We start from the raw sequence: 23,810 nt of genomic DNA on the forward strand, positions 1-23,810 counted from the left end.
TTATATTATGCAAGCTGATATGCTACCGGTACCTGTAAATGAGATGGAAAGGGTTATTGAACTTTCTGATTATGACCTTGACTACAGCAGCCTGCAGGACCAATTTAAGGATCTTACCACCCTTGCCGCGAAAATAGCCGGTACTGATGTTTCCCTGGTAAATCTTATCGACTCGTATACCTCATGGACAATAGCCCGGCATGGCCTGCCTGTTGAACAACTGCCGCGTGAAGAAACGGTTTGCCAGTATACCATAGCCGGTGCTGATAATTTTGAGGTGAGCGATCTTACCGCTGATGAACGATTTAAAGATAAATCGTACGTAAGCGGAGCGCCGAACCTGAAATATTATTTCGGCGTGCCTTTACGTACGGCAAGCGGTAATAACTTAGGCGCGCTTTGTTTGATGGACGCGCAAACCAAACAGCTAAGCCCCGAAAAAATAGAGATGCTGAAAATTATTGCAGGCGAAATAGTTAACCGTTTACAGGTTTATAAAACCCTGCAGGAACTTAAACGTAATGCATCCGAGGCGATTGAAAGCAAAAAGCGGGTAGCGCATGATATACGTGGCCCGGTAGGGGGCATCATCGGGTTGGCCAGGGTAATAAGCGAGCAGGGTGATGAAAACAGCATGGAAGAGGTGCTTGAATTTATAAACCTGATATATAAGAGCGGTAACTCCATACTTGAACTGGCTGATGAGATTTTAAGTACCGATATATCTAAAAGCGCTATTGCTGCTGTTGGCGTTAATGAGTTCAATCAGCTTATGCTGAAGGACAGACTTGAAAAACTATATGCGCCGCAAGCTTTAAATAAAGGTATACATTTAACCATTACCACTAATGCAGGTACCGAGGCGGTGCCCTTTTCGCGCAATAAGCTGATGCAGATCATGGGTAATATCATATCTAACTCCATTAAGTTTACACCAAGAGGGGGCGGGGTTTCGGTAAGTATCGATCTTCAGTTGGGCGGCAGTTTAAATACATTGATATTTACCGTTGCCGATAATGGCATAGGCATGTTGCCCGCACAGGTAGCATCTATTTTAATGGGCGAGGGCAAATCAACCAAAGGCACTGTTGGTGAACAGGGGTATGGTTTTGGGTTATCGCTTGTTAAGCATTTGATAGATAGCCTGAACGGAAATTTAGATATCGCATCAACACCCGGCCAGGGCAGTGTATTCACCGTAAAAATTCCGCAAAGCCAGGCCGGATAAAATAGAAAGCCCCACGCACTCGCTGCTGGGGCCTTCAAACCTAAACCTTATCACATAGCAGGCAGGAGCCTGCTGGTACAATAGTAGCACAAAATTTTGGTTTAGCTAACTCTTAATAGGAATTTTAATGCAATTCTAATCTCGGTTAACTATAGTTATATGATTTAAGCAATACTTACTAAGTTCAGTACTTTGGGATAATAATTATACCGACATTTCATAGTGGCACAACATCGATAATTTCAAATAAACATGCCGTTAGGTTAAAGGCAAAGTGAAAGCACACACCATACCACATTGTTTTTTCTTTCAGAAATATATAAGCGATGAACATACTAAATGGCAGCAGCCAGTATAGCGATAAAAAACTTAGGTGGATGATGGAAAACAAGAATGACGAGATAATAATAGCCTGCTTAACATCAACTATTTTTAACAGGCCATTAATGAGGTATGCCCTAAAGCCAAGTTCTTCAGACAAAGCGGGTACTACCGCCATAGAGAGCAACATAAGTGCTTTGCCATATTTTAAATCAGCAAAGGCGTAATAGTAATAAACATGTTTGTCAAAAATGGTTTCGTTTATCCATGTAATAGTATAGTGGGTAAACAATGATATTAACATGGCAATGCCTACGTATAGTGATAGTTTTTGTATGGAAAAGTCAGGCCATTTTAAATAATGTTTTACAGTAGACCAGTTCAAGGCCACAAAGCTTATATTTATAGTAGCCAGAATTATATCAAACACCGCCATCCATTTAAGCGTGTCAAAGTAGTCCACAAACTCAGCCAGGCAACATATTATTAAGTGTAGCCCAAAAAACAAACCGACTTGTTTTAATTGTAAAAAACGGTACGAGGTTTCTGGTATGTCATCCACAATCTGGCGATGGCCGCATGTGCCGCAATACCTGCTGCCGTTAACAACAGCCATGCAGTTATTGCAAAGTTGTTGATCAATATCATGAGTTAATTCGGATATATGATTCATTTTTTAATTCAACTCTCTGCTGAGCTTTTCTGCATCCATGGCTGCTTTCATGCCTTTTATAAGCCAGGTAACCACAACAATTTTTACAATGATACCACGCAGCAATGATGCTGGTTCAACAATGGCGTTAAGTATGGTTATGAGGCCATACAGGGTTAAGGCTACTATAAATGCCGTTAATGGTTTATTTCGGCTCCATACACCAAGTAAAGCAAATACTGCTGATAAAACAATGTTTAATATCAGTGTAAATACGGCATCTTCAGCTTCCTGGTTAACGGCGAACATGATGAACCCAAATAGCAGGAACGATCCGGCAATCCAGTACAACGAATAGCCCGCTTTCTTCATGCTTTCAGCATGTGTGTTAAGGTCTATTTGTTTTGATATGCGATTGGCCATGAAATTGTCTTTCTCTTCTTCAGTACCTTTTACAGGATAACCGCAACTGTTGCAGAAATTATCATCAAGTACTATTGCAGAGGTACAGGCAGTGCATGTGGTGTTTGCCTGTTGGGCGGGGATAGGGGAATTTTCCATTGTGTTACCGATAAGGTTGTTGCCCCGAAGATAATTTTTTTCTGTTTTTTTGGCAAATAGATTCTTAGCTTATTTTAATGAATAAGCGATGTTATGTAACTTGAAAAAGAGATCAACCCTGATAGGCCATTAGTATAAAATACCCGTTTAAAATAATATAGCATCCCAATACAATACGCCCGCAGATCAGATCAAAGCGGCGCGACCGTTCCAGTTTGTCCTGCTTAATAAGCCTTAATGTATATGATGTACAAATAATGATGGTAAGTATGCAAAACAGCGTTATACCATGCAGGGTATCTACCAGCGTAAAGGTAGTTGAATCGGGCAGGGAGGCATCAATAATATATTTATTACCTATTACCGCGAACAGCGCGCCTACGCTTAATCCAAAACGCGAATCAATACTATCGGCATGAATGTAGAAACACATGTAGGCAATTAAAAATGCTACATACATACCCAAAAACATTTTCCAGAACAAACCCATTGCATTGCGGTGTATCACCAAACGGGTTTTAAAATTACTGTACTCGGTATGTGGTTTTGCAAGCGTTTCATCGCCAAAGCCGGTTTCATACTTCTTGATGCCGGTGGTAATGTCAATACTGTCAATATTCCAGCCGCGCAAGGTAAAACGCGGGTCAAAATGCTGCCCGAGTGTATCGGCTGTAAAAATAAGCGCGTCCGAATCAAACTGCGAGTTCTCTATTGAAAAGCGTAATTTTTGTTCATCAAACGGAAAGTTATTGATTGTCCAGCTATCCTTCATTACGCATTGCAGCTTCATCATCTGGTATATCTGCCCGCCGGTAGTATCAACCGTCGAAAATGATTTTTCGACCGTTTTTGCTTGTGGTACCTCAAGGTTGTGCTCAAAATCAAAGTCTTTGTTCTTATACTTCATCCACAACCATAGGTTAACGGTATATTCCTTATCCTTAAAATTAATGTCGTGAATGCTGGTAATGTAAATACCGGTGTGCACGGTATCGGGCGCGGTTTGTGCGCTGGCCGTAACCAGTTGCGTTAAAATAAAAAATAGCAGAAGTTTAAATTTCAAGGCCTTGCAGTTTAATCGAACTAACTAACAGCCTTTTGCCCAAGTTGTTTTGCCTCTAACCGGGCTTTATACCGTTTTATAATCAAGGTCTGTCAGGTCCTTCACCGAGCCGAAGCCAATAACATCCTTTATTACTTTACCGTCGGTCATTTCAACAGCACGTACCAGCTTATCGGCACCAAATTTATTTTTGATGGCATGCATGGTTTTTAGCGCTGTTTGTTTTTGATCCATATCCTCAAACAAGCTATACAGCATATCACCATTGTCAACAAAGTTAGTAACGGCAACCCGCATCTGGGTAATGTAAGTATTCAGCACGGGGCCGCAGCCGGTTTTTTCACGAAACTTGTCAATCCGCAGACGGATCATCCGCATCAGGCTAACAGCATCCTGTACAGGCGTAGTTATAGTAAAAGCATCATCCCAGCGGGTATCATCTTCATAACGGGCGGTAAAGCCGATGGATTTGCAGTGGAATTTATGATGTACCATACGCTTCTCAAGCGTTAGGCACAAGGTCATAAAAAGCTGATCGATAAACTCCGGGTTTTTACGTTTCTCGGCCGAGATTTGCCGCATGGCCTGCATGCCCCGGTAATCATGCGCTACTATGTTAGTTTCAACAAAGTTGAGGCGGTAATGCCAGTAAATGCCATCAATACTTTTAAAAATGGCCTTTAACTTTTGTGGCGTGGCGTACCGCATCTCAAGCGGACTTTTAATTCCGTTACGTTCAAGCCGGTAGCTCATGTTGTGGCCAATACCGGGCAGATCGCCCAGTTTTAAAGGGCGCAGTATATCATCAATATTATCAGGCGTTATCATTACCAGGCCGCCGCGCTTTTTACCTTGTACCGATGCCAGCTTGGCCAAAAAAGCATTGGGCGCTATGCCGATGGAGCAGGTAAGCCAATCGCCAACCTTGGTTAAAATATCCTGCTGTATCTGCCGGGCAATATCAAATGGCGTGGTATGGTCATAATGGGTAAGGTTAATAATAGCCTCATCAATACTTTTGGGCACCACATCATTGCAATAGTTGCGTATAACGTTAATTATCTTTTTATGAAACTCGCGGTAGCGGGCAGGGTTGCTCTCTATCGGTATAAAGTCAGGGCATTGTGCCATTACATCATTAAGGCGCATACCGGCCTTTATACCGCGCTCCTTAGCCTCGGTTGATAGGGATATTACGCAACCATACTTGCCCGTATAAACACAAACGCCTACGGGCCGGTTGCGCAGCCAGTAATTTACCTGTTGCTCACAACGTGCAAAAAAGCTGTTCATGTCAACAAACAGCACACGTGCATCTGTCCGCGCCTCTATCGAATTCTGGTTCACAAAAACAAAATTGCTAAATATATTAGCAAAATGCAAGTGTGTTGATAAGTATAGCTTAAATATATAATTGCGCTTGCGGCCCCTGGTTAAACAGCAGGTCAACAATGCTCAAATCGGGCACAAAGCCGTTTCGCTCCTCAAACACCTGGAAGTAGGGCTTATTATCCGTTATCAATCCTTTTTTAGGATGAATGCTATCACGCAGATCAACGGCCTCTTCATAATGGTGCTCGTAACTTTCGGTAAATTTAAGATCGGTTTTTATTTTCAGCAGCTTTAATATCAGTTCAAGCATTTGCTGGTTATAATCAAAAAGGTAATCCGTTTTTTGCTCATAAAACGGCGCGAAATCATCCTCGTAATACTCAAAATAGGCCGACCGGCGGTAACAGGCTTGCAGGCTCATCCAGTGCAGGCGCTGCCAGTTAAAATCGTAACTGATGCGTACATCTTTTATCTTGGTATGATTTTTTGATCCTTTAATAACAGGCACTACCAGGCTTAAAACACCATCTGGAGAGTAGATGTTGGCGCGGTTACGATAGGTTTGCTTTGGGAAATGCTCCTCACGCTCAATCCATACATCGGGCTTATACTTGTTAAATTGTGCAAAGTATGATACCGGTGGTAGATAAAACAAGGGAAGTACTGCGCCTTTATCGATCATATATTTTATGTTTGTGGTCAAATTTCGCAGAAATAAATGATAAATAAAGGGCTTTCATATATAGGTATCGGTTTTTTGTACCTTGTATCGCTATTGCCTTTTTGGTTTTTGTACCTTATTGCCGATGTGCTTTTTGTTGTAATATACTATGTTACAGGCTACAGGCGCAAGGTGGTGCAGCAAAATCTGCGTAACGCTTTCCCCGAGAAGAGTGATGAGGAGAGAGAAAAAATAGAGCGTGATTTTTTTCGCTATTTTGCTGACCTGATCGTAGAGATCATCAAGGGCATAACCTTGTCAGAGCGGCAAATTATCAAACGTATTAAAATTTTAAATGCCGACCTGATCAATGGTTACTTTGAGCAGGGCCGCAACGTGATAGGGGCGGTTGGGCATTACGGTAATTGGGAAATGTCTGCACTGAGCCTGGGGGTAATTACTGATAAGCCACGCATTATTGTGTACAAACCACTTAGTAACAAGTTATTTGAGCGGTTTTTTATATACGTGCGATCGCGGTTTGGAGCTACACTGGTGGCCATGAAAAACACGCTGCGCAAACTGAGTGAGGTTCGCAGGCAAATTTCAATAACGGTTTTAGTGGCCGACCAAACACCGGTACGCCACGAGGCACATTATTTTACCACATTTTTAAACCAGCCAACGGCGGTTTTTTTAGGGGTTGAAAAACTGGCGAAAATGATGGATGCCGTAGTTGTTTTTTGTGATTTAAAACTTGTAAAAAGAGGGCATTACACCTGTACATTTGTGCCACTTACTGAAAACCCCAAACAAACGGCAGAATATGAGGTTACTGAACTTCACGTAAAATATTTAGAGAACATGATAAGGCAGGAACCCCGCTATTGGCTTTGGACGCACAAGCGGTGGAAATTTAAGCCGGAGGATAAGCATTAATGAATTATACACCTAAAGTTGCCGCTGTTATTTTAAACTGGAACGGCCTTAAACACCTCCAGCAATTTTTGCCTTCGGTAATGGCCTCAACATGGCAAAACCTTGAGATAGTACTTGGCGACAACGGCTCAACCGATAGTTCGGTGGAATGGGTTTCAAGCGTTTATCCGGCAGTAACCATCATTAAGAACGACGAGAACTATGGCTTTACCGGCGGTTATAACCGTGTGCTTGAAAAGGTAGATGCCGATTATTTTATACTGTTAAACTCGGATATTGAGGTGCAGCCCAGTTGGATAGAGCCGGTTATAGGTTTAATGGAAAGTGATGAGTTAATCGCGGCGGCATCACCCAAAATACTATCATATGCTGATAAGCGGATGTTTGAACATGCCGGTGCCGCAGGAGGGTTTATTGACAGCTTTGGTTACCCGTTTTGCCGTGGCCGTATTTTTTATGAGATAGAGGAGGACAGGGGCCAGTACGATCAATCGGGCGAGGTATTCTGGGCATCGGGCGCGGCGTTGTTCATCAAAAAGAAATACTGGCAGCAATCCGGCGGGTTTGACGAACGCTTTTTTGCCCACATGGAAGAGATTGACCTTTGCTGGCGCTTAAAAAATATGGGATATAAGGTAATGTATTGCGCCGAGTCGACCGTTTACCATGTTGGCGGCGGTACATTGAATACCGAAAATCCGTTTAAAACTTACCTGAATTTCAGGAATAACCTGCTGCTGTTAAAAAATAACTTACCGTTTGGCCGGGCAACCTTTGTAATTGGTTTGCGTTTTTGGTTGGATCTGCTGGCACTGTTTCGCTTTTTAGGTGAGGGTAAGCGCAAGGATGCCTGGGCGGTAAGCAAGGCACATCAAAATTTTGTAAGGCAGTTGTTCAAATCATCAAAGCAAAAGGGGAGTAAGCGTGGCAGTATTAAATCGCTTACAGGTATGTACAAAGGCAGTATAGTATCGGCCTTTTTTGTAGGGAAGAAGACAAAGTTTACCGATATACCTCCTGAATTCTTTTACAAGTAGGAGAGTGTATCCTCATAATAAAAACGGCTCGCTTTAATTAAAGCGAGCCGTTTTTGTTTATTGATAAACTTCTTTATTGGCCGAAGCTAAAGTGTTTTTTAGTAAACCGACGATGGTCATTAAGCCAACGCCGCCCGGTACCGGGGTTATCCATGATGATTTTGGCGCTACGTTCTCAAAATCAACATCGCCATATAATTTATAGCCAGATTTTGTGGTGGCCGATGTTTCGCGGTTCATGCCTACGTCAATCACTACCACACCATCTTTAACCATATCGGCAGTAATAAAATTTTTTTTACCTATCGCCACGATCAATATATCGGCATCTAAGGTGAATTTCTTAATATCCGGTGTGCGGCTGTGGCAAATAGTTACGGTACAGTTGCCCGGCTGGGTGTTACGCGCCATCAGTATGCTCATTGGCGAACCAACTATATTGCTACGGCCGACCACCACGCAATGCTTGCCCGCGGTTTCAATGCCATACTCTTTAAGCATCAGCGTAATACCATAAGGCGTAGCCGGGATGAACGATGGCAGATTACGCTGCATGCGGCCCAGGTTTACCGGGTGAAAGCCGTCAACATCCTTACGGTGATCTATACGCTCGGTTACCTTTTCAGGGTCGATGTGTTTTGGTAAAGGTAGCTGAACAATAATGCCATCAATATCAGCATCGGCATTAAGTTCTTCTACTTTTTTCAGTAGTTCATCCTCGGTAACGGTATCTTCATAACGCACCAGTGTCGATTTAAAACCCACCTTTTCGCAGTTCTTCATCTTGCTGGCCACATAGGTTTCGCTGCCACCATCGTGCCCTACCAGTACCGCCACCAGGTGCGGCTTTCTGCCGGTTTTTTCCAAAATTACAGCCGCTTGCTCGGCTATCTCCACCTTAAGTTTCTCTGATACGTATTTTCCGTCTAATAAATTCATTTAGCCCCCTAACCCCCTAAAGGGGGAATAAAAGTTTAGCCCCCCCAACCCCCTGAAGGGGGAGCAATATAATGAGCCGCCAATAACACCCCTTCAGGGGGCAGGGGGGCTCTTAATCCAGTTTTAAAACAGCCATAAACGCGCTTTGTGGTATCTCAACGTTACCTACCTGGCGCATGCGTTTTTTACCTGCTTTTTGTTTTTCTAATAGTTTACGCTTACGCGAGATATCACCACCGTAACATTTAGCGGTAACGTCTTTACGCATGGCCTTTACCGTTTCGCGGGCGATGATCTTGGCACCGATGGATGCCTGTATCACGATCTCGAACTGCTGGCGCGGTAAAAGCTCTTTCAACTTTTCGCAGATCTTTTTACCAAAATCGTACGAGTTGCTGCGGTGTATCAATGATGATAATGCATCCACAGGCTCTGCATTCAGGCGTATATCCAGCTTAACCAGATCAGACTGGCGATAGCCTATCTGATGATAATCAAACGAAGCATAACCTTTTGATATGGTTTTCAGCTTATCATAAAAATCAAATACGATCTCGCCCATAGGCATCTCAAAAATGAGTTCCACACGGTCGGATGTTAGATATGATTGATTGACAATGACACCACGCTTGTTGATACACAATGACATTACCGGACCCACAAATTCAGATTTGGTGATGATGGTAGCCTTTATGAACGGCTCCTCCACAAAATCTATCTTACTTGGGTCAGGCAGATCGGATGGATTGTTTACCAACATGCTATCGCCTTTAGTGGTGTAAGCAATGTACGATACGTTAGGAACGGTGGTGATCACCGTCATGTTGAACTCACGCTCCAAACGCTCCTGGATGATCTCCATGTGCAACATGCCCAGGAAACCGCAACGAAAACCAAAGCCTAAAGCGGCTGATGATTCCGGCTCGAAAACCAGCGAAGCATCATTCAGTTGCAGCTTGGCCATTGATTCGCGCAGCTCTTCATAATCCTCAGTATCTACGGGGTAAATACCCGCGAATACCATTGGTTTTACTTCCTCAAAACCTTGTATACCTTCGGCACACGGGCGGTCAACACGGGTAATGGTATCACCCACCTTAACCTCACGCGCTTCCTTAATGCCTGAAATAATATAACCTACGTCGCCGGTTTTGATAACATCCTTAGCCAGAGGACGTAATTTTAAAGTACCCACCTCATCAGCCAAATATTGCTTCTCGGTAGCTACGAATTTTACTTTATCATTTTTGCGGATCTCGCCGTTAACTACTTTAAAATAGGCGATGATACCACGGAAAGAGTTGAAAACCGAGTCGAAGATCAAGGCTTGCAGCGGCGCGTCAGGGTCACCTACCGGTGCCGGTACACGCTCAACAATGGCACGCAAAATATCGTGCACGCCCATGCCCGTTTTGCCGGATGCAGCTAAAATATCCTCACGTTTGCAGCCTATCAGGTCAACAATCTGGTCTTTTACCTCCTCGGGCATAGCGCCGGGCAGGTCCATTTTATTAAGTACCGGGATAATCTCCAAGTCGTTTTCCAACGCCAGGTACAGGTTTGAAATGGTTTGCGCCTGTATACCCTGCGCGGCATCAACAATCAGTAACGCACCCTCACAGGCAGCTATTGAGCGTGATACCTCGTACGAGAAATCCACGTGTCCGGGTGTATCTATCAGGTTCAGGGTATATTTTTGACCATCAAGCTCATAATCCATTTGTATGGCATGGCTTTTAATGGTGATACCGCGTTCGCGCTCAAGATCCATATCGTCAAGCAACTGGGCCTGGCTTTCGCGCTGGGTAATGGTGTTAGTATATTCAAGTAACCTATCGGCTAAAGTGCTTTTGCCGTGGTCAATGTGGGCGATAATACAAAAGTTACGAATGTGCTTCATCAGAAACGCAAAAATAGCTTTTTGCCACGATAAATTTGCAACGCGTACCGCGGATATTTACTAACGTTAAATTTGAACCCATGAAAGCATTGCTTAGCGCCATTGAAAATGAACTTAATGAACGTATAATAACTTGCTTACCGGTAAGCGGTGGCGATATTAATAAAGCCTTTTGTTTGCATACCCAAAGCAGCAAATATTTTATTAAAGTGAACAGCAATAGTAGTTTCCCTGGGATGTTTGAGGCCGAGGCTGCTGGATTGGAGCTGATAGGAGATACCGGCGCAATTGCTGTACCGCAGGTATTATTGCAAGGCAATGTAAATGACGATGCTTATTTAATTTTAAAATGGCTGGATACCCAAAGCGCAGGTGCCGCTGACTTAAAGTTACTGGGTACACAGTTAGCCGCTATGCATCAAAATACTTCGGCAAGCTTTGGCCTGTATCATCATAATTATATGGGTTCCCTGCGTCAAAGAAATAAAAAGCATAATAGCTGGGCTTCGTTTTTTATTGAGGAGCGCCTTGAGCCAATGGTAAAGCTGGCGGTAGATAACGGTTTGTTATCGGCAAAGGAAGCAGCAGGCTTTGATGAATTGTATCATCACATGCCCAACTTATTTGATGAAGAACAACCCGCACTCATCCATGGCGATCTGTGGGGCGGCAACTATTTAATAAGTACTGATGGCAAACCTAATCTGATTGACCCGGCAGTTAGTTATGGCCACCGTGAGTTCGATATAGCTATGACGACCTTGTTCGGCGGTTTTGGTAACGGGTTTTATGAAGCCTACAGCGCTGCTTACCCTTTGGCGCAAGGCTGGCAGCAACGCCTGCCGCTGTGGAATATTTATCCGTTGCTGATACATCTCAATTTGTTTGGCGGCATGTATAAACAGCAGGTGTTGGCTAACCTGAGCCGGTACATTTAAACCACATCATCATGCAATTGTAATAACGGGCTATTGTATCAAATAAGTTATGGAGTAAAAACAGTAAGCACAAATACTTAACGATACCTTGCCGACGATCTATCTATATATATCGTCAAAAAAAATCAATGAGCTTTAAAGCCCCTGTTATTACAGGTCTCCTGCTTGCTGTGTGTTCACTCAGTTTAATATCCTTTGATAACAAACATGCCCGTTTATCAAAAGATGATGACGGCCGTACGATATTTATAAAACATTGCAGTGCCTGCCATATGTTGCCCGAGCCGGGGAGTTTAACTAAGCAAATATGGCAAACCCACGTGCTGCCTGTTATGGCCAGCAGGCTGGGCATTATTTATGCGGGATATGATCCGCTTGGCGGTTTATCTGTCGAAGAAAAAAAGATAGTCAACGATAATTACATCATCCCGGATCAGCCCGCAATGAGCGATGCGGATTGGAAAAAGCTAAGTGATTACATCATCAGCAACGCGCCTGATAGTGTATATATTGATAAAAGCCGGTTAATGCGTAACGCGCCGCTAACTGCATTTAAACGAAAAGATATTGTGCTGGATGGGCAGCAACCTTCATTGATAACCGGGCTTAAATATAATAATGCCACGCAAACTTTATGGATAGGTATGCTCAGCAACAAGGCATTAAAATGGAAATATGGGAGAGGGGTAACGGGCACTATAAACACCTCCAGCCCCGCGGTAGGCTTTGTGTTTAAAAATGATACAACCTATTTTACTCAAATAGGTAAGCTATACCCAACAGAGCTAAGCAACGGTTTGATCTCGCAATACATTAACGGTGCTAACCCTACTTTAATACCTGCACTGCATCGCCCTGTAAGTACCGCTGTTGATGATATGAATGGCGATGGCCTGCCCGAAATTGTGGTTTGCAGCTTTGGCAATAAAACCGGTAAACTCTCATTATTCAGTAAAAAGAAGATCAATGGCCGTTATGCAGAAAAAGTACTGCTTGAGTTACCCGGCGCTATTAAATGTTATATACGTGATATGAACGCCGATGGTAAAAAGGATGTAGTTGCTATGTTTTCTCAGGGGGATGAAAGCGTGTATATTTTTTATCAAAAGGATAAGCTTAAGTTCAGTGCCAGCAGAGTGCTGCGCTTTCCGCCAAATTATGGTACTACGGATATGGTACTGACAGATTATAATAAAGATGGGCTGACAGATATCATCACTGTACACGGCGACAATGCCGATTACTCTAATATATTAAAGCCGTATCATGGCATCCGTATCAATATAAATAATGGTAGTGGTAATTTTAACCAAAAATATTTTTATCCGCTGTATGGTGTTACCCGCGTGCTTGCCGATGATTTTGATAAGGATGGTGATACCGACCTGGTAGCCACGGCCTTTTTTCCGGAATTTACAAAGCTGGCGGATGAATCATTTGTTTATCTGGATAATGTAAACAGCAAAGCGTTTACGTTTAGATCATACATCACAAAAAGTACCATACCCCTTAAAACGCTTACCCTTGAAAAAGCTGATGTTGACGGCGATGGCGACCTCGATATTATCACCGGGCATTTTGCTCAAAGCCCAGGCGCGGTACCTGATAGTCTGGATGTAAAATGGCGCACCGCCAATTATGGATTATCCATCTTTTTTAACCAGTTAAATAAACCGGTAATTAAATAAAGTTAAGGCTGTTGAAAATTAATTAATTGATATACAGTTAGTTTTTGTATGTATTTTATATTTTATATAAATTCTATAGATTTAGTAGTATATTTGTAGTGTTAATACAACAAACAATGAAAACGCCCTACATCTATCCTATGTATCATCTGTTAAGCTCATCTAAAGCCTGCTTTTATTGTTGTTGATTTTTTTCACCGGGACAACAAAAAATCTATTAACAACTAACTGACATCATCATCATGAAAAAATATACATTACTGGCTGCCGGTTTGGCATTGCCTACGGTTTTGTTTGCGCAACAAATAAATTATAACATAAAGGGCAATATCTCCAATATCAACTCAAGCGGCAAAGCATATCTGCAGTACCGTACCGATGCAGGTACCGTAGTTGATTCGGCAGAAGTGCAAAAGGGTAGCTTTGTTTTTAAAGGCTCACTGCCTGAGGCTACAAAAGCTACTTTAACAGTTACCCGCAACAACGAAAACTATCAGCAGCAACGCAATGCCGACAGGTTGCCGCTGTATCTTGAAAATGGTAACATCAACCTGCAAGCTGCTGACTCGGTAGCAAAAGCAACAATACAAGCAGGGCAGCTCAACAAAGATAATATTGAGCTTAGCACTGCATTAAAACCTTATAATGATAAGTTACGGGCAGAATACCGGGCTTACAGCAGTTTGCCAAAACATCAGCAAACCAGCCAGGCCGAAGCCGAACTTGACAAAAGGGTAGAGGCTATTGAGAATGAGCAGAAAGCTGCGCTGGCGCCATTTATTAAATCACACCCAAACTCATTGATAGCGCTTGAGGCATTAAAAACCTACGGCGGATATTTTCCGGAAGCGGCCGATGTTGAGCCTTTTTATGCCGGGCTATCAAAGCAGGTTAAAAACAGCAAAGCGGGCGCGCAATATCAAAAATGGCTGGATGGCTGGAAAAAAACAGCCGTTGGCGCTACGGCTCCTCAATTTACCCAGGCCGATAAGGATGGTAAGCCGGTTTCTTTAGCCTCATTTAAAGGCAAATATGTACTGGTTGATTTTTGGGCATCGTGGTGCGGCCCTTGCCGCAACGAGAACCCCAATGTGGTAAAAGCCTACGATCAATACAAGGATAAAAACTTTACCATACTTGGTATATCGCTGGATAGCAAGCGTGATGCATGGATTAAAGCCGTTGAAGATGATAAGCTGGCCTGGACACAGGTATCTGACCTGAAATACTGGAAAAATGAGGTAGCCGAGCTTTATGGTGTAAGGGCAATACCGCAAAACTTTTTGGTAGGCCCTGATGGCAGGATCGTAGCTAAAAACCTTACCGGCGACAAGTTGGCTGCAAAGCTTGGTGAAATATACAAAAGCGACAAGAACCTTGCTACGGCAAGTGCAGGCAGCAAATAACATAGTACAACAGGTAGGGTGGCCGAGTGGTCAGGCGGAGGTCTGCAAAACCTTTTACGACGGTTCGAATCCGTTCCCAACCTCTCTTAGCACAAGTGGTGGTTCTTTGTGCTGCTGAAGATGGCCCCGGCGCGAGAGCGCCGGGCCAATACTTCAACTAAAGCTTTAACTATTAACTGACTATTTATTCCACGGGCGGCTGCGATAGCATCCCGGAGGCTTGAAAACCGGCGCAATGCCGGCAACAGGTCAAACAAACTGTGTTAGGGTGTAACTACACAGCAGGAGCGGCTGAAGTCATTGTAGCCGCTCCTTTTTTTTACATTGATGAAATGATGGCTGATTTTGACTCACATATTTTTTACCATCAGGCTAATGATGCTGAGAGCTTGCTTATTTACAGTTTTTGGGCACCCTGGTGCTCATCATGCGCTATGTTAAAACCTGTTTTGAACGCGCTTGAGCAGGAGTACAATAAAAAGATCAGCATTATTTCTGTTAATGTTGATGACGAGCCGGACCTGGCCGCACAATTTTCGGTACGATATATCCCCGCACTTATTTTTATTAAAAATGGCCGTGTAGTTGGCCAACATACAGGCGCTATACCGTATAAGGATATTGATATTAAAATAAATGCTCTACTTGCATAATTAAATACTACTATTTCTATAGATTTTGTTGTGTTTGTGAAATTTATCTTTATATTTGCTTCCGTTCAGTACAAACAGCAGTATTTAACCACAAATAATCACATCATGAAAACACGCTACTATCAGTTACACAACAAGCACACCGGCACCGCCATGCGATGTTGTTGTTGCTGCTGTGCATAGTACGTGTACCTCAATAAAGCGTAACGACCTGCACACAGCATTTCACTAATCGTTGCGTTACGCAATCCCTGTAGTTTAATTCAAATTATCCCTATTGTATAACAATGGTCAGGGTGTGCTTTGCCATGCCTGCGCTATTAATAATTCAACCCAAAATAAAAATGCAACAACGTTACTTCAACATTATTGAAAGTTCTCAGCGTGAGCCTTGGTCGGGTAGTTCCCGGTTTATTAAGCACACGTTACAAATAATTTTAGCACTAATAGTATTTATACCGTTATGGGCAGGTGCGCAAAACCAGCCACCGCTTATCAACTCAAAACTTAACGGACAAATTTTAGATTCAAAAACCCGCGAACCACTTCCGGGTGCATCGGTACAAATAAAAGGCACTACACACCAGGTAGTTACGGATGCTGATGGAAAGTTCACTTTTACCACAGGTCAAAAATTTCCGTATACGCTGATCATCACTTACATCGGTTACGAAAAACATGAAATTGATGCCACAGGCGAAAATATAAGCATCAGCCTAAAGGCACTTACCAACGAGCTTAATGAGGTAATGGTAGTTGCCTATGGTACTCAGGAAAAACGCAACCTGATAGGCTCGGTAACCAAAGCTAAGCTGGATGATGTAAAAGCGTTACCGGGTGGCAGCTTTGAATCGCAATTACAGGGCAAAGTTGCCGGTTTGCAGATCAGCACCAATACAGGCGTACCCGGCGAAACTATTAACGTAAGGCTTCGCGGCGCAACAAGTATAAACGGCAACAATAATCCGTTGTATGTTATTGATGGCGTTTTTATTGAGAACGGCAGCTTGCAAACCTACAGCACAGGCGGTAAGGCTACCTCACCAATCGCGGATATTAACCCGAATGACATTGAAAGCATATCCGTATTGAAAGATGCCGAGGCTACCGTACTTTATGGTGTACGAGGTGCAAACGGTGCCATTATTGTTACAACCAAGCGTGGCAAGTTTAATCAAAAACCAAAGGTTGATCTTAATATATCGCAGGGATGGTCAAAAGCTGCCAAGTTATGGGAATTGGCCACCGGACCTGAACATGCTGAACTTGTTAATGAAAATTTCATAAACACAGGCGGAGATCCGACTAAAGTGCCGTTTCAACCGGCTACAACCACGTTCCCTACCGGTCGTGGTAACCCGCAGGATCAGCAAACTTACGATAGGCTGGGCCAGGTGTTCCGCACTGCCCGTTTGCAAAATTATGATGTTTCGGTAAGCGGCGGTAATAATGGTTCAAGGTATTATTTGGGAGCGGGCTATAACAAGCAGGAATCAATATTGCGTCCGATCGACTTTGATCGTGCCAGCTTTAAAGCCAATTTTGACCAAAAACTGAGTGATAAAGTTACCATTGGTACAAGCAATAGTTTTTCGCGCACTTTCCGTAACGAGGGCCGTGCGGGTGATGGCCCGGCAGGTGGTATTTTGCAGGCCGCATTGCATACGCCAACCTATTTGTCACCTTATAATGATCAGGGTGTTTTGGTGGGCCGTGCGGGTTTTGATAACGTACAGTTACTGTTAGATAACTACGATGTAAACTCAACCAGTTTACGCTATATAGGTAACGTTTACGGCGAATGGGATATATTACCTAACCTGAAATTCCGCTCGAGCTTTAGTGCCGATTATAATAACTATGATGAATCTGAATACTGGAATACTTTTTTATTGTCAGGTTCGCCAAGTGGTTTAGCTACCTCATCATTAGGCCGCCGCAGTTCATTAATCAATGAACAAACTTTAACCTACCGCAAAAAAATTAACGATAAACATTCGTTTGGTATATTGATAGGTAATACACTCCAAAGCACAGTTTACAGCCGCACCTTTGCACAGGGAACCGGCTTTGCCAATAACTCTTACAAGCTGATCTCATCGGCAGCGGTTACAACCGGATCTGAAAGCTGGTCAAAACGTAACCTTGCCTCGTTTTTTGCCAAGGTTGATTATAATTTTGCCGGTAAATACCTGTTTGATGCCAGCGTTCGTGCCGATGGTTCATCAGCCTTTGGTGATAACAAAAAGTGGGGATATTTTCCCGGCGTAGGCGCGGCATGGAATATTAAGGAAGAAGACTTTTTGAAAGATGCAGGCTTTCTTACCGACTTAAAACTGCGTACCAGCTATGGTATAACAGGCAGCCAGGCCGGCGCGTCAGATTTTGCATCATTAGGTTTGTGGGCCAGCGGTGCATCTTATCAGGGTAATCCGGGCACTGCACCGCAGCAGTTATCCAATCCCGATTTACATTGGGAGCGCACGTCGCAGTTTAACGTAGGTGTTGACGTGGCTTTTTTCAACAACCGTTTAGGTGTTGAATTTAACTACTACCGTAAATACACATCTGATGGTATAATATTTAGTCCGCTTGCTGCAACCCAGGGCTTCTCAGGTGTATCTACTAACAATTTCGAGATAAGCAATAAAGGTTTTGAACTTGCTATTACTTCAACTAACATTAAAACAAAAGATTTTACCTGGACAACAAGCTTAAATGTATCCCGCAATATCAACAAAATTGAAAAGTTGGAACGCCCTATCCGTTTTGGCAGCCGCGACCTGATACTGCAACAGGAGGGTAGCCCGCTGTATTCATTCTGGGTATATAAGGAGCTGGGTGTTGACCCGCAAACCGGCAACGTGATTTATGAAGATTACAATGGCGATGGTAAGATCACTGCCGATGACCGCCAGATATTAGGCAGCATATGGCCTAAATACTATGGAGGCTTAACCACCAACCTTACTTACAAGGCTTTTGATCTGGGCGCGTTGCTGTCATTCTCATATGGTAATAAAATCTACAACCATAACCGGTTTTTTGGCGAAGCAGGCGGTGCCCGTGATGCGGCCCGTGTAATATTTGCCAGCAATGTTGACAGGTGGCAGCAACCCGGCGATATAACCGATACCCCACGCCCTGATGGTATAAACAATAATAACTATAAAGATGGCGGTGGCCGCTGGCTGGAGAATGGTTCATTCCTTCGCCTGCGCTCATTAACATTGGGTTACACACTGCCAAAAACACTAACGCAAAAAGTAGGTATTCAAAATCTGCGCGTGTATGCCATAGGTGCCAACCTGTTCACAGTAACTAAATACACCGGCCTTGATCCGGAATCAAGCGCGAGCAGTGCGCAAAACGAGCAGGGTATTGACTTGGGTACTCCACCGCAACCCCGTTCTTTCCAAATAGGCGTAAACGTAACATTCTAAGTAATCATCATGAAAATTCAATCATACATCATATTATTTGTTTTATCGCTTTCGGCAGCCTCGTGCCAAAAGTACCTTGATGTTGAGCCAAGGGCATCGATATCTGACGAACAAACCATTTTTGACAAGGCATCGGCACAAACCGCACTTAACGGGGTTTATTCACAACTGGCGTCGGGTGGTTATTACAGCACCACTTTCCAGTCGATAGGTTACCTGTCCGGAGATAATATTCAATGGACCGGTTCACAATCGCAGGTGCAGGAGCTGATAAACCATAATGTAAGTACAGGCAATGCCACCATCAGCGGTGCATGGACAGCCATTTATTATACCATAAGCAGGGCTAACCATATTATAGACAAGGTTCCCGGCGTACAGGATGCCTCGTTTGCCGACGCTGATAAGAATAAGATTTTGGGCGAAGCATACTTTATCCGCGCGTTATCTTACTTTGATCTGGCGCGTACCTGGGGGGCCGCGCCTATTATAACCAAACCCACTAACAGCCCTGCTGATAACGTAGGTATTGGCCGCAGGCCGGTAGCCGAGGTATATGCGCAGGCATTGAATGACCTTAACGCTGCCGAACCTTTATTAACTGAAACCACCGACCGTTACCGTGCAACCCGCAAAACGGTATGGGCTTTAAAAGCCAGGTTTTACCTCTACCAAAAGGACTGGGCTAAGGCCGAGGAGTATGCCACAAAATTAATAGGTGATAATAACTACGCGTTGGTTAAACCTTACAGCGCGTTTTTCGCCAATAACGTGCGTGGTACACAGGAATCGGTTTTTGAGATTTTTTACAGTGCAAACGAGTTGAACAATCATCGTAACCAGTGGCAGCCGCAAACCAACGGCGGTACCCGGCAATGGGCACCTAATGATGCCTTTGTAGCCCTGGTAAATAAACCTGACTCGGGCGGTAACCGTAATGTACTTGTTGCTCAGGATAACCAGGGGCGTTGGTATGGTAATCTGTATTACCGCACACCGGCTGCTGACCCAAGCTTTGTGATACGTATTGCGGAACTGTACCTGATCCGCGCAGAGGCAAGGGCGCAATTAGGCTCGGCTAATGACCTGATAGGCGCACGTGCTGATTTGAATGCCGTGCGTGACCGTGCCGGTTTAGCTGCCACTACATCAACAACACAGGCTGCTCTTTTACTATCTATTGAGCAGGAACGCCGTATAGAATTCGCGCTTGAGCCGCATCGTTGGTTTGATTTGGTGCGTACCGGCCGTGCGCAGGCGGTGCTGAAAATAGCTGATCCAAACAAATTACTGTTGCCTGTTCCGCAGGAGCAGATACAGATCGATCCGTCGCTGTTGCCAAATAACCCGGGTTATTAATCTATTTAAAGCATAAAAAAATGAGTACAGGTATTTTAAACGACGACCGCCATTGGTCGGCAACCGAGCGGAACGTTTTCCGCTTCGCGTTCATTTACTTCCTGCTGCAATCATTGCCAATCAGTACAGGCTATTTTGCCCGGCTATTCTTCATCAACTGGCTAAAGCTGGATTACCAGGACATATTTAACCTGACGCGCTTTAACCCATCCTTTTTTGGAGATGACACCTTTTTGAACTGGCTGATTGTAGCCATTATAGCTTTAGTTGGCGCATTCACCTGGGCAAAAAGAGCTGAAAAACTAACCGACAATGATCATGACAGGCTTTATTACTGGTTGCGTGTTATCGTGCGTTATCGCCTGGCTATCGGCATCATAGGTTATGGTATTATCAAAGTATTCCCTTTGCAGGCACCTTTCCCATCCATCAGTAACCTTAATACCAGCTATGGCGATTATAACGACTGGAAGGTTTTCTCGCTTAGCCTGGGTATAGTACCCTCATACGAAACCTTTTTAGGCGGGATAGAAGTGCTGGCGGGGCTGCTGTTGTTTTTCAGGAGGACGGCATCTGTTGGTGCTATCATCATCCTGATATTTACGGGCAACGTGTTTATATCTAACCTGGCTTATGAGGGTGGAGAATATGTTTACAGCTTTTACCTGCTATCGTTAGCGCTATTTGTTTTGGCACAGGATGCGCTACGTATACACCGTTTGATAGGTGAGGAGAAGCCAACCACACCGGTACATTATAAGCCGTCGTATCCGGGCAGGCTGGCTGTTGTACGCGTGGCATCCAAAGTATTCGTCATCCTGTTTTTTGTGCTGATCTATGGCTTCAAGGCATCAGATGGTTATAAAAATGACCCATACCAATTCCCTAAGTCGACCGGGCTTAGCAACAGCGCGGGCCTGTATAATGTGCGCGAGTTCAGGTTAAATCAAAAGGACCACCCATATTCAGCTACCGACCCTGTTCGCTGGCGCGATGTGGTGTTTGAGAAATGGGCTACCATCAGCATACGCTCAAACAGGCCGGTTGTATTACAAACATCTAATTACGAGCGTACCAGCCGTAATGATAACGAAAGAGATTACGAACTGGCAGGCTCAGGCGGCAGGCATTACTACAGCTATACGGCGGATACAGTTCAGCATGTGTTACACCTGCAAAACAAGAACCGTCATTATGCCGATGAAAAGCTGACGCTAAACTATAGCTGGCTGAGCGATAGTACACTGGCATTATCCGGACGTATACCAAACCAGGATTCCATTTACGTGGTGCTTGACAGGGTGCCAAAAAAATACCTGTTACTACAGGACAGAAGAGAAAAAATAAAACTTTAAACAAACGAAGCTATGTCTGTTTTAGAAGAACAAGTGGCAGTAGCCGAACCGGCTCAGGCCAATGCCCCGGCACCACAGCGTAAACCATGGAAGCCGCTAAAAAGATTTGGGTTTCGCATCGCGTTCATATTCTTTATTCTGCTGTCAATCCCTACGGATGGGCGCTGGTACGTGAACGCGTTGACCATTGATTGGCTGCACCCGCATTACCGTGATATATATGATATTGCAAGATTTTCGCCCAACTATAGCCAGTTTTTTGGCGAAAAGAGGGGTTATGAAAGCATCACACAGTCACAATCAGATACCGTGAACACCAAGGGCTTCCGGACTAAAAAAGCCAACACTGCCGCCGCTGCTGCGGATGAGCGTAGCTTTTTATCGGATTACAAAGAGTGGGGCTATGCCTTACTGATAGCCGTAGCCGGTGCCCTGATCTGGACGGCGCTTGACCGTAAGCGAAAGGAGTATCATATACTGTATTACTGGCTGCGCGTGGTGGTGCGTTACCGTGCAGGTATCGGCATTATTGGTTTTGGTTTCACCAAATTATTTCCAACTCAAATGCCTTATCCATCACTGGGCTTGCTGAATACTGATTTTGGCGACTTTACCTCGCAAAAAATCTATTGGCTATCGGTAGGTATTGTGCCCTGGTACCAGGTGTTTGGTGGTATTGTTGAAGTTGCGGCAGGTGCCATGCTATTCTTCCGTAAAACAACAACCTATGGTGCACTATTGCTTGCCGCCGCGTTGTTTGATATTACGTTTGTAAATTACGCTTATGATGGCGGGGTACATGTTTACGCTTTTTACTTTGTGCTGTTAGGTGGCTTTATTTTGGCGGATGATATTCCCAATTTATATCGCCTGCTGGTACAGGAAAAAACTACTGTGCCGCTCAGGTATTACCCTGACCTTTCAACAGGATTTGGAAAGTATGCACGTATTGGTTTAAAGGCTTTAACCTTTATTATATTTTTTGGTGTATTAACCTATACCGAAGTGATCAACTTTAATTACGATCCATACAAGCAGCCATCAACAGCGGGTGTAAAGGCATTGAGAGGTAATTATTATGTAACGGAATTCCGTATCAATAATAAGGTAATACCATACTCGCCGCTTGATACCGTGCGATGGCAACAGGCTACATTCGAGAACTGGACAACGCTAACCTTCAAAGTAAACAAACCCGCATGGCTTGATCTATCAAACGGCGGCGGCAGCCCGATGAAGGATATTCTGCGCACGTTCGAGATCACCGGTACAGCAGGCGGGCAACGGGCCTTCCATTATTATGCCGACACGGTTGACCATGTGCTGTATCTACAAAATAAGAACGCAGCGGCTAACCGGAGAAGAAGGCAGTCCGGTGCGGATGCAAAGAGTGATAAGTCATCAGCAAAAAAAGAAAAAGCGGATAACTGGATAAGCAAGGCCGCGCTTGCACACATCGGCAATGAGCGTGATATGATCGATAAAAGGGCATGGTCAACCCGCCGCGACCGTGAGTTCGCCGAAAAGGTGAAAGAGCCTAAACGCCAACGATTGGTATTGCATTACCATACTACGGATGGCTCGCGTGTGGTGCTTGAAGGTATCAATGAAAACCGTGATTCTATTTATGTAGTGCTTGACAGGTATACGCGTAAATATGCCTTACCGCAAAGCACATTATCCGCAGGTAAATATTAAAACAAAGCAGATGCACAATTGCAGGGCAGGGAATAAGCTGATATGGTTGCCGCTTGCGGCAGGTTTGCTTTGGGTAGTTTCAGCAGCGTTTGTTGAAGGCAACTTTGGTAAAAATACGGCTTTACCCTTGACTGATACCGTACCCTGGCCAGCAACCTTTGGGTTAGGGCGTGCGGCAACAGCGGCTGATATTAAGGCGTGGGATATTGACGTTAGTCCGGATGGGCAGGGATTACCCGTAGGGCAGGGAACTGCTGTTGCGGGTAAAATAGTGTACCAAACTAAATGTGCAGCCTGCCATGGTAAAACCGGTGAAGCGGAGGCAGGAATAAAACTGCCTGCACCTGTGCTGGTAAGCGATACTGTTTTTGCAAGCCGAAAAACCAACACCATTGGCAATTACTGGCCTTATGCTACCACAGTGTTTGATTATGTACGCCGTGCCATGCCTTACCATGCGCCGCAATCATTAACCAATAACGAAGTTTACGCTGTAACAGCATACCTGCTGAGTGCTAACAAAATAATTGCTGCCGATGCAGTAATGAATGCCCGCAGCTTGCCAAAGGTAGTAATGCCCGCGCGTAAGTATTATATTAATGACGACCGCAAAGGCGGTCCCGAAGTTAAATAGCTG

At 44.1% G+C, this 23,810-nt stretch carries 19 protein-coding genes and 1 tRNA gene; 13 read left to right on the plus strand and 7 right to left on the minus strand.

Annotation, left to right across the window (positions count from 1 at the left end; genetic code table 11):
• Positions 1-7 precede the first annotated feature (7 nt).
• The gene (locus tag LJ707_RS01750; protein WP_228949010.1) at positions 8-1,228 is read left to right on the plus strand and encodes a GAF domain-containing sensor histidine kinase; all 1,221 of its coding nucleotides are present in this window, start codon (positions 8-10) and stop codon (positions 1,226-1,228) included.
• Between the two features lie 217 nt (positions 1,229-1,445).
• Here the strand turns inward: LJ707_RS01750 and LJ707_RS01755 are convergent, their stop codons facing one another.
• The 5 genes from LJ707_RS01755 to LJ707_RS01775 all read right to left on the minus strand — a co-directional run bounded on the left by LJ707_RS01755 (position 1,446) and on the right by LJ707_RS01775 (position 5,839).
• The gene (locus LJ707_RS01755) at positions 1,446-2,165 is read right to left on the minus strand and encodes a CPBP family intramembrane glutamic endopeptidase (RefSeq protein WP_228949011.1); all 720 of its coding nucleotides are present in this window, start codon (positions 2,163-2,165) and stop codon (positions 1,446-1,448) included.
• Between the two features lie 60 nt (positions 2,166-2,225).
• Positions 2,226-2,762: an efflux RND transporter permease subunit gene (locus LJ707_RS01760; protein WP_228949012.1), complete on the minus strand. Its 537-nt coding sequence runs from the start codon at positions 2,760-2,762 to the stop codon at positions 2,226-2,228.
• Between the two features lie 112 nt (positions 2,763-2,874).
• Entirely contained in the window at positions 2,875-3,825 is a 951-nt protein-coding gene (locus LJ707_RS01765; protein ID WP_228949013.1) for a hypothetical protein, read from the minus strand.
• A gap of 66 nt (positions 3,826-3,891) precedes the next feature.
• The gene (locus tag LJ707_RS01770; protein WP_228949014.1) at positions 3,892-5,172 is read right to left on the minus strand and encodes a DNA polymerase IV; all 1,281 of its coding nucleotides are present in this window, start codon (positions 5,170-5,172) and stop codon (positions 3,892-3,894) included.
• A gap of 55 nt (positions 5,173-5,227) precedes the next feature.
• Entirely contained in the window at positions 5,228-5,839 is a 612-nt protein-coding gene (locus LJ707_RS01775; RefSeq protein ID WP_228949015.1) for a WbqC family protein, read from the minus strand.
• Positions 5,840-5,875: 36 nt separating this feature from the next.
• Here LJ707_RS01775 and LJ707_RS01780 point away from each other — a divergent pair, with 36 nt between their 5' ends.
• Positions 5,876-6,757 carry a lysophospholipid acyltransferase family protein gene (locus tag LJ707_RS01780; protein WP_228949016.1) on the plus strand — a complete coding sequence of 294 codons (882 nt, stop codon included), beginning with the start codon at positions 5,876-5,878 and terminating at the stop codon, positions 6,755-6,757.
• Positions 6,757-7,794, plus strand: coding sequence for a glycosyltransferase family 2 protein (locus LJ707_RS01785; RefSeq protein WP_228949017.1), 1,038 nt, complete (start codon positions 6,757-6,759; stop codon positions 7,792-7,794). The genes LJ707_RS01780 and LJ707_RS01785 overlap by 1 nt, the downstream gene beginning before the upstream one ends.
• A gap of 57 nt (positions 7,795-7,851) precedes the next feature.
• Here LJ707_RS01785 and LJ707_RS01790 read toward each other — a convergent pair whose 3' ends face one another.
• Both LJ707_RS01790 and lepA read right to left on the minus strand, forming a co-directional pair.
• Positions 7,852-8,733 (minus strand): bifunctional 5,10-methylenetetrahydrofolate dehydrogenase/5,10-methenyltetrahydrofolate cyclohydrolase, encoded by an 882-nt coding sequence (locus tag LJ707_RS01790; RefSeq protein WP_228949018.1) that lies wholly within the window; start codon positions 8,731-8,733, stop codon positions 7,852-7,854.
• 112 nt (positions 8,734-8,845) lie between these two features.
• Complete coding sequence (gene lepA / locus LJ707_RS01795) at positions 8,846-10,633, minus strand: translation elongation factor 4 (protein WP_228949019.1); 1,788 nt, start codon at positions 10,631-10,633, stop codon at positions 8,846-8,848.
• An 80-nt stretch (positions 10,634-10,713) separates the two neighbouring features.
• Here lepA and LJ707_RS01800 point away from each other — a divergent pair, with 80 nt between their 5' ends.
• From LJ707_RS01800 to LJ707_RS01845, 10 genes are all read left to right on the plus strand, one after another.
• On the plus strand, positions 10,714-11,571 hold the full coding sequence (locus LJ707_RS01800; RefSeq protein ID WP_228949020.1) for a fructosamine kinase family protein: 858 nt from the start codon (positions 10,714-10,716) through the stop codon (positions 11,569-11,571).
• Positions 11,572-11,699: 128 nt separating this feature from the next.
• Complete coding sequence (locus LJ707_RS01805) at positions 11,700-13,259, plus strand: VCBS repeat-containing protein (protein ID WP_228949021.1); 1,560 nt, start codon at positions 11,700-11,702, stop codon at positions 13,257-13,259.
• Between the two features lie 242 nt (positions 13,260-13,501).
• Positions 13,502-14,665, plus strand: coding sequence for a TlpA disulfide reductase family protein (locus tag LJ707_RS01810; protein WP_228949022.1), 1,164 nt, complete (start codon positions 13,502-13,504; stop codon positions 14,663-14,665).
• 11 nt (positions 14,666-14,676) lie between these two features.
• Positions 14,677-14,749, plus strand: a tRNA-Cys gene (locus tag LJ707_RS01815).
• A gap of 248 nt (positions 14,750-14,997) precedes the next feature.
• Positions 14,998-15,318 carry a co-chaperone YbbN gene (locus LJ707_RS01820; RefSeq protein WP_228949023.1) on the plus strand — a complete coding sequence of 107 codons (321 nt, stop codon included), beginning with the start codon at positions 14,998-15,000 and terminating at the stop codon, positions 15,316-15,318.
• Positions 15,319-15,662: 344 nt separating this feature from the next.
• The gene (locus tag LJ707_RS01825; RefSeq protein WP_228949024.1) at positions 15,663-18,761 is read left to right on the plus strand and encodes a TonB-dependent receptor; all 3,099 of its coding nucleotides are present in this window, start codon (positions 15,663-15,665) and stop codon (positions 18,759-18,761) included.
• 9 nt (positions 18,762-18,770) lie between these two features.
• Positions 18,771-20,120: a RagB/SusD family nutrient uptake outer membrane protein gene (locus tag LJ707_RS01830; protein WP_228949025.1), complete on the plus strand. Its 1,350-nt coding sequence runs from the start codon at positions 18,771-18,773 to the stop codon at positions 20,118-20,120.
• Positions 20,121-20,140: 20 nt separating this feature from the next.
• Positions 20,141-21,475 (plus strand): DoxX family protein, encoded by a 1,335-nt coding sequence (locus tag LJ707_RS01835; RefSeq protein ID WP_228949026.1) that lies wholly within the window; start codon positions 20,141-20,143, stop codon positions 21,473-21,475.
• Positions 21,476-21,487: 12 nt separating this feature from the next.
• Positions 21,488-23,173, plus strand: coding sequence for a hypothetical protein (locus LJ707_RS01840; RefSeq protein WP_228949027.1), 1,686 nt, complete (start codon positions 21,488-21,490; stop codon positions 23,171-23,173).
• A complete protein-coding gene (locus LJ707_RS01845; protein ID WP_228949028.1) occupies positions 23,133-23,807 on the plus strand; it encodes a c-type cytochrome in 675 nt (224 codons plus the stop codon). The genes LJ707_RS01840 and LJ707_RS01845 overlap by 41 nt, the downstream gene beginning before the upstream one ends.
• The last annotated feature ends 3 nt before the right edge of the window (positions 23,808-23,810 follow it).

The sequence above is a fragment of the Mucilaginibacter sp. UR6-1 genome (assembly GCF_020880975.1).
Classification (GTDB): Bacteria; Bacteroidota; Bacteroidia; order Sphingobacteriales; family Sphingobacteriaceae; genus Mucilaginibacter.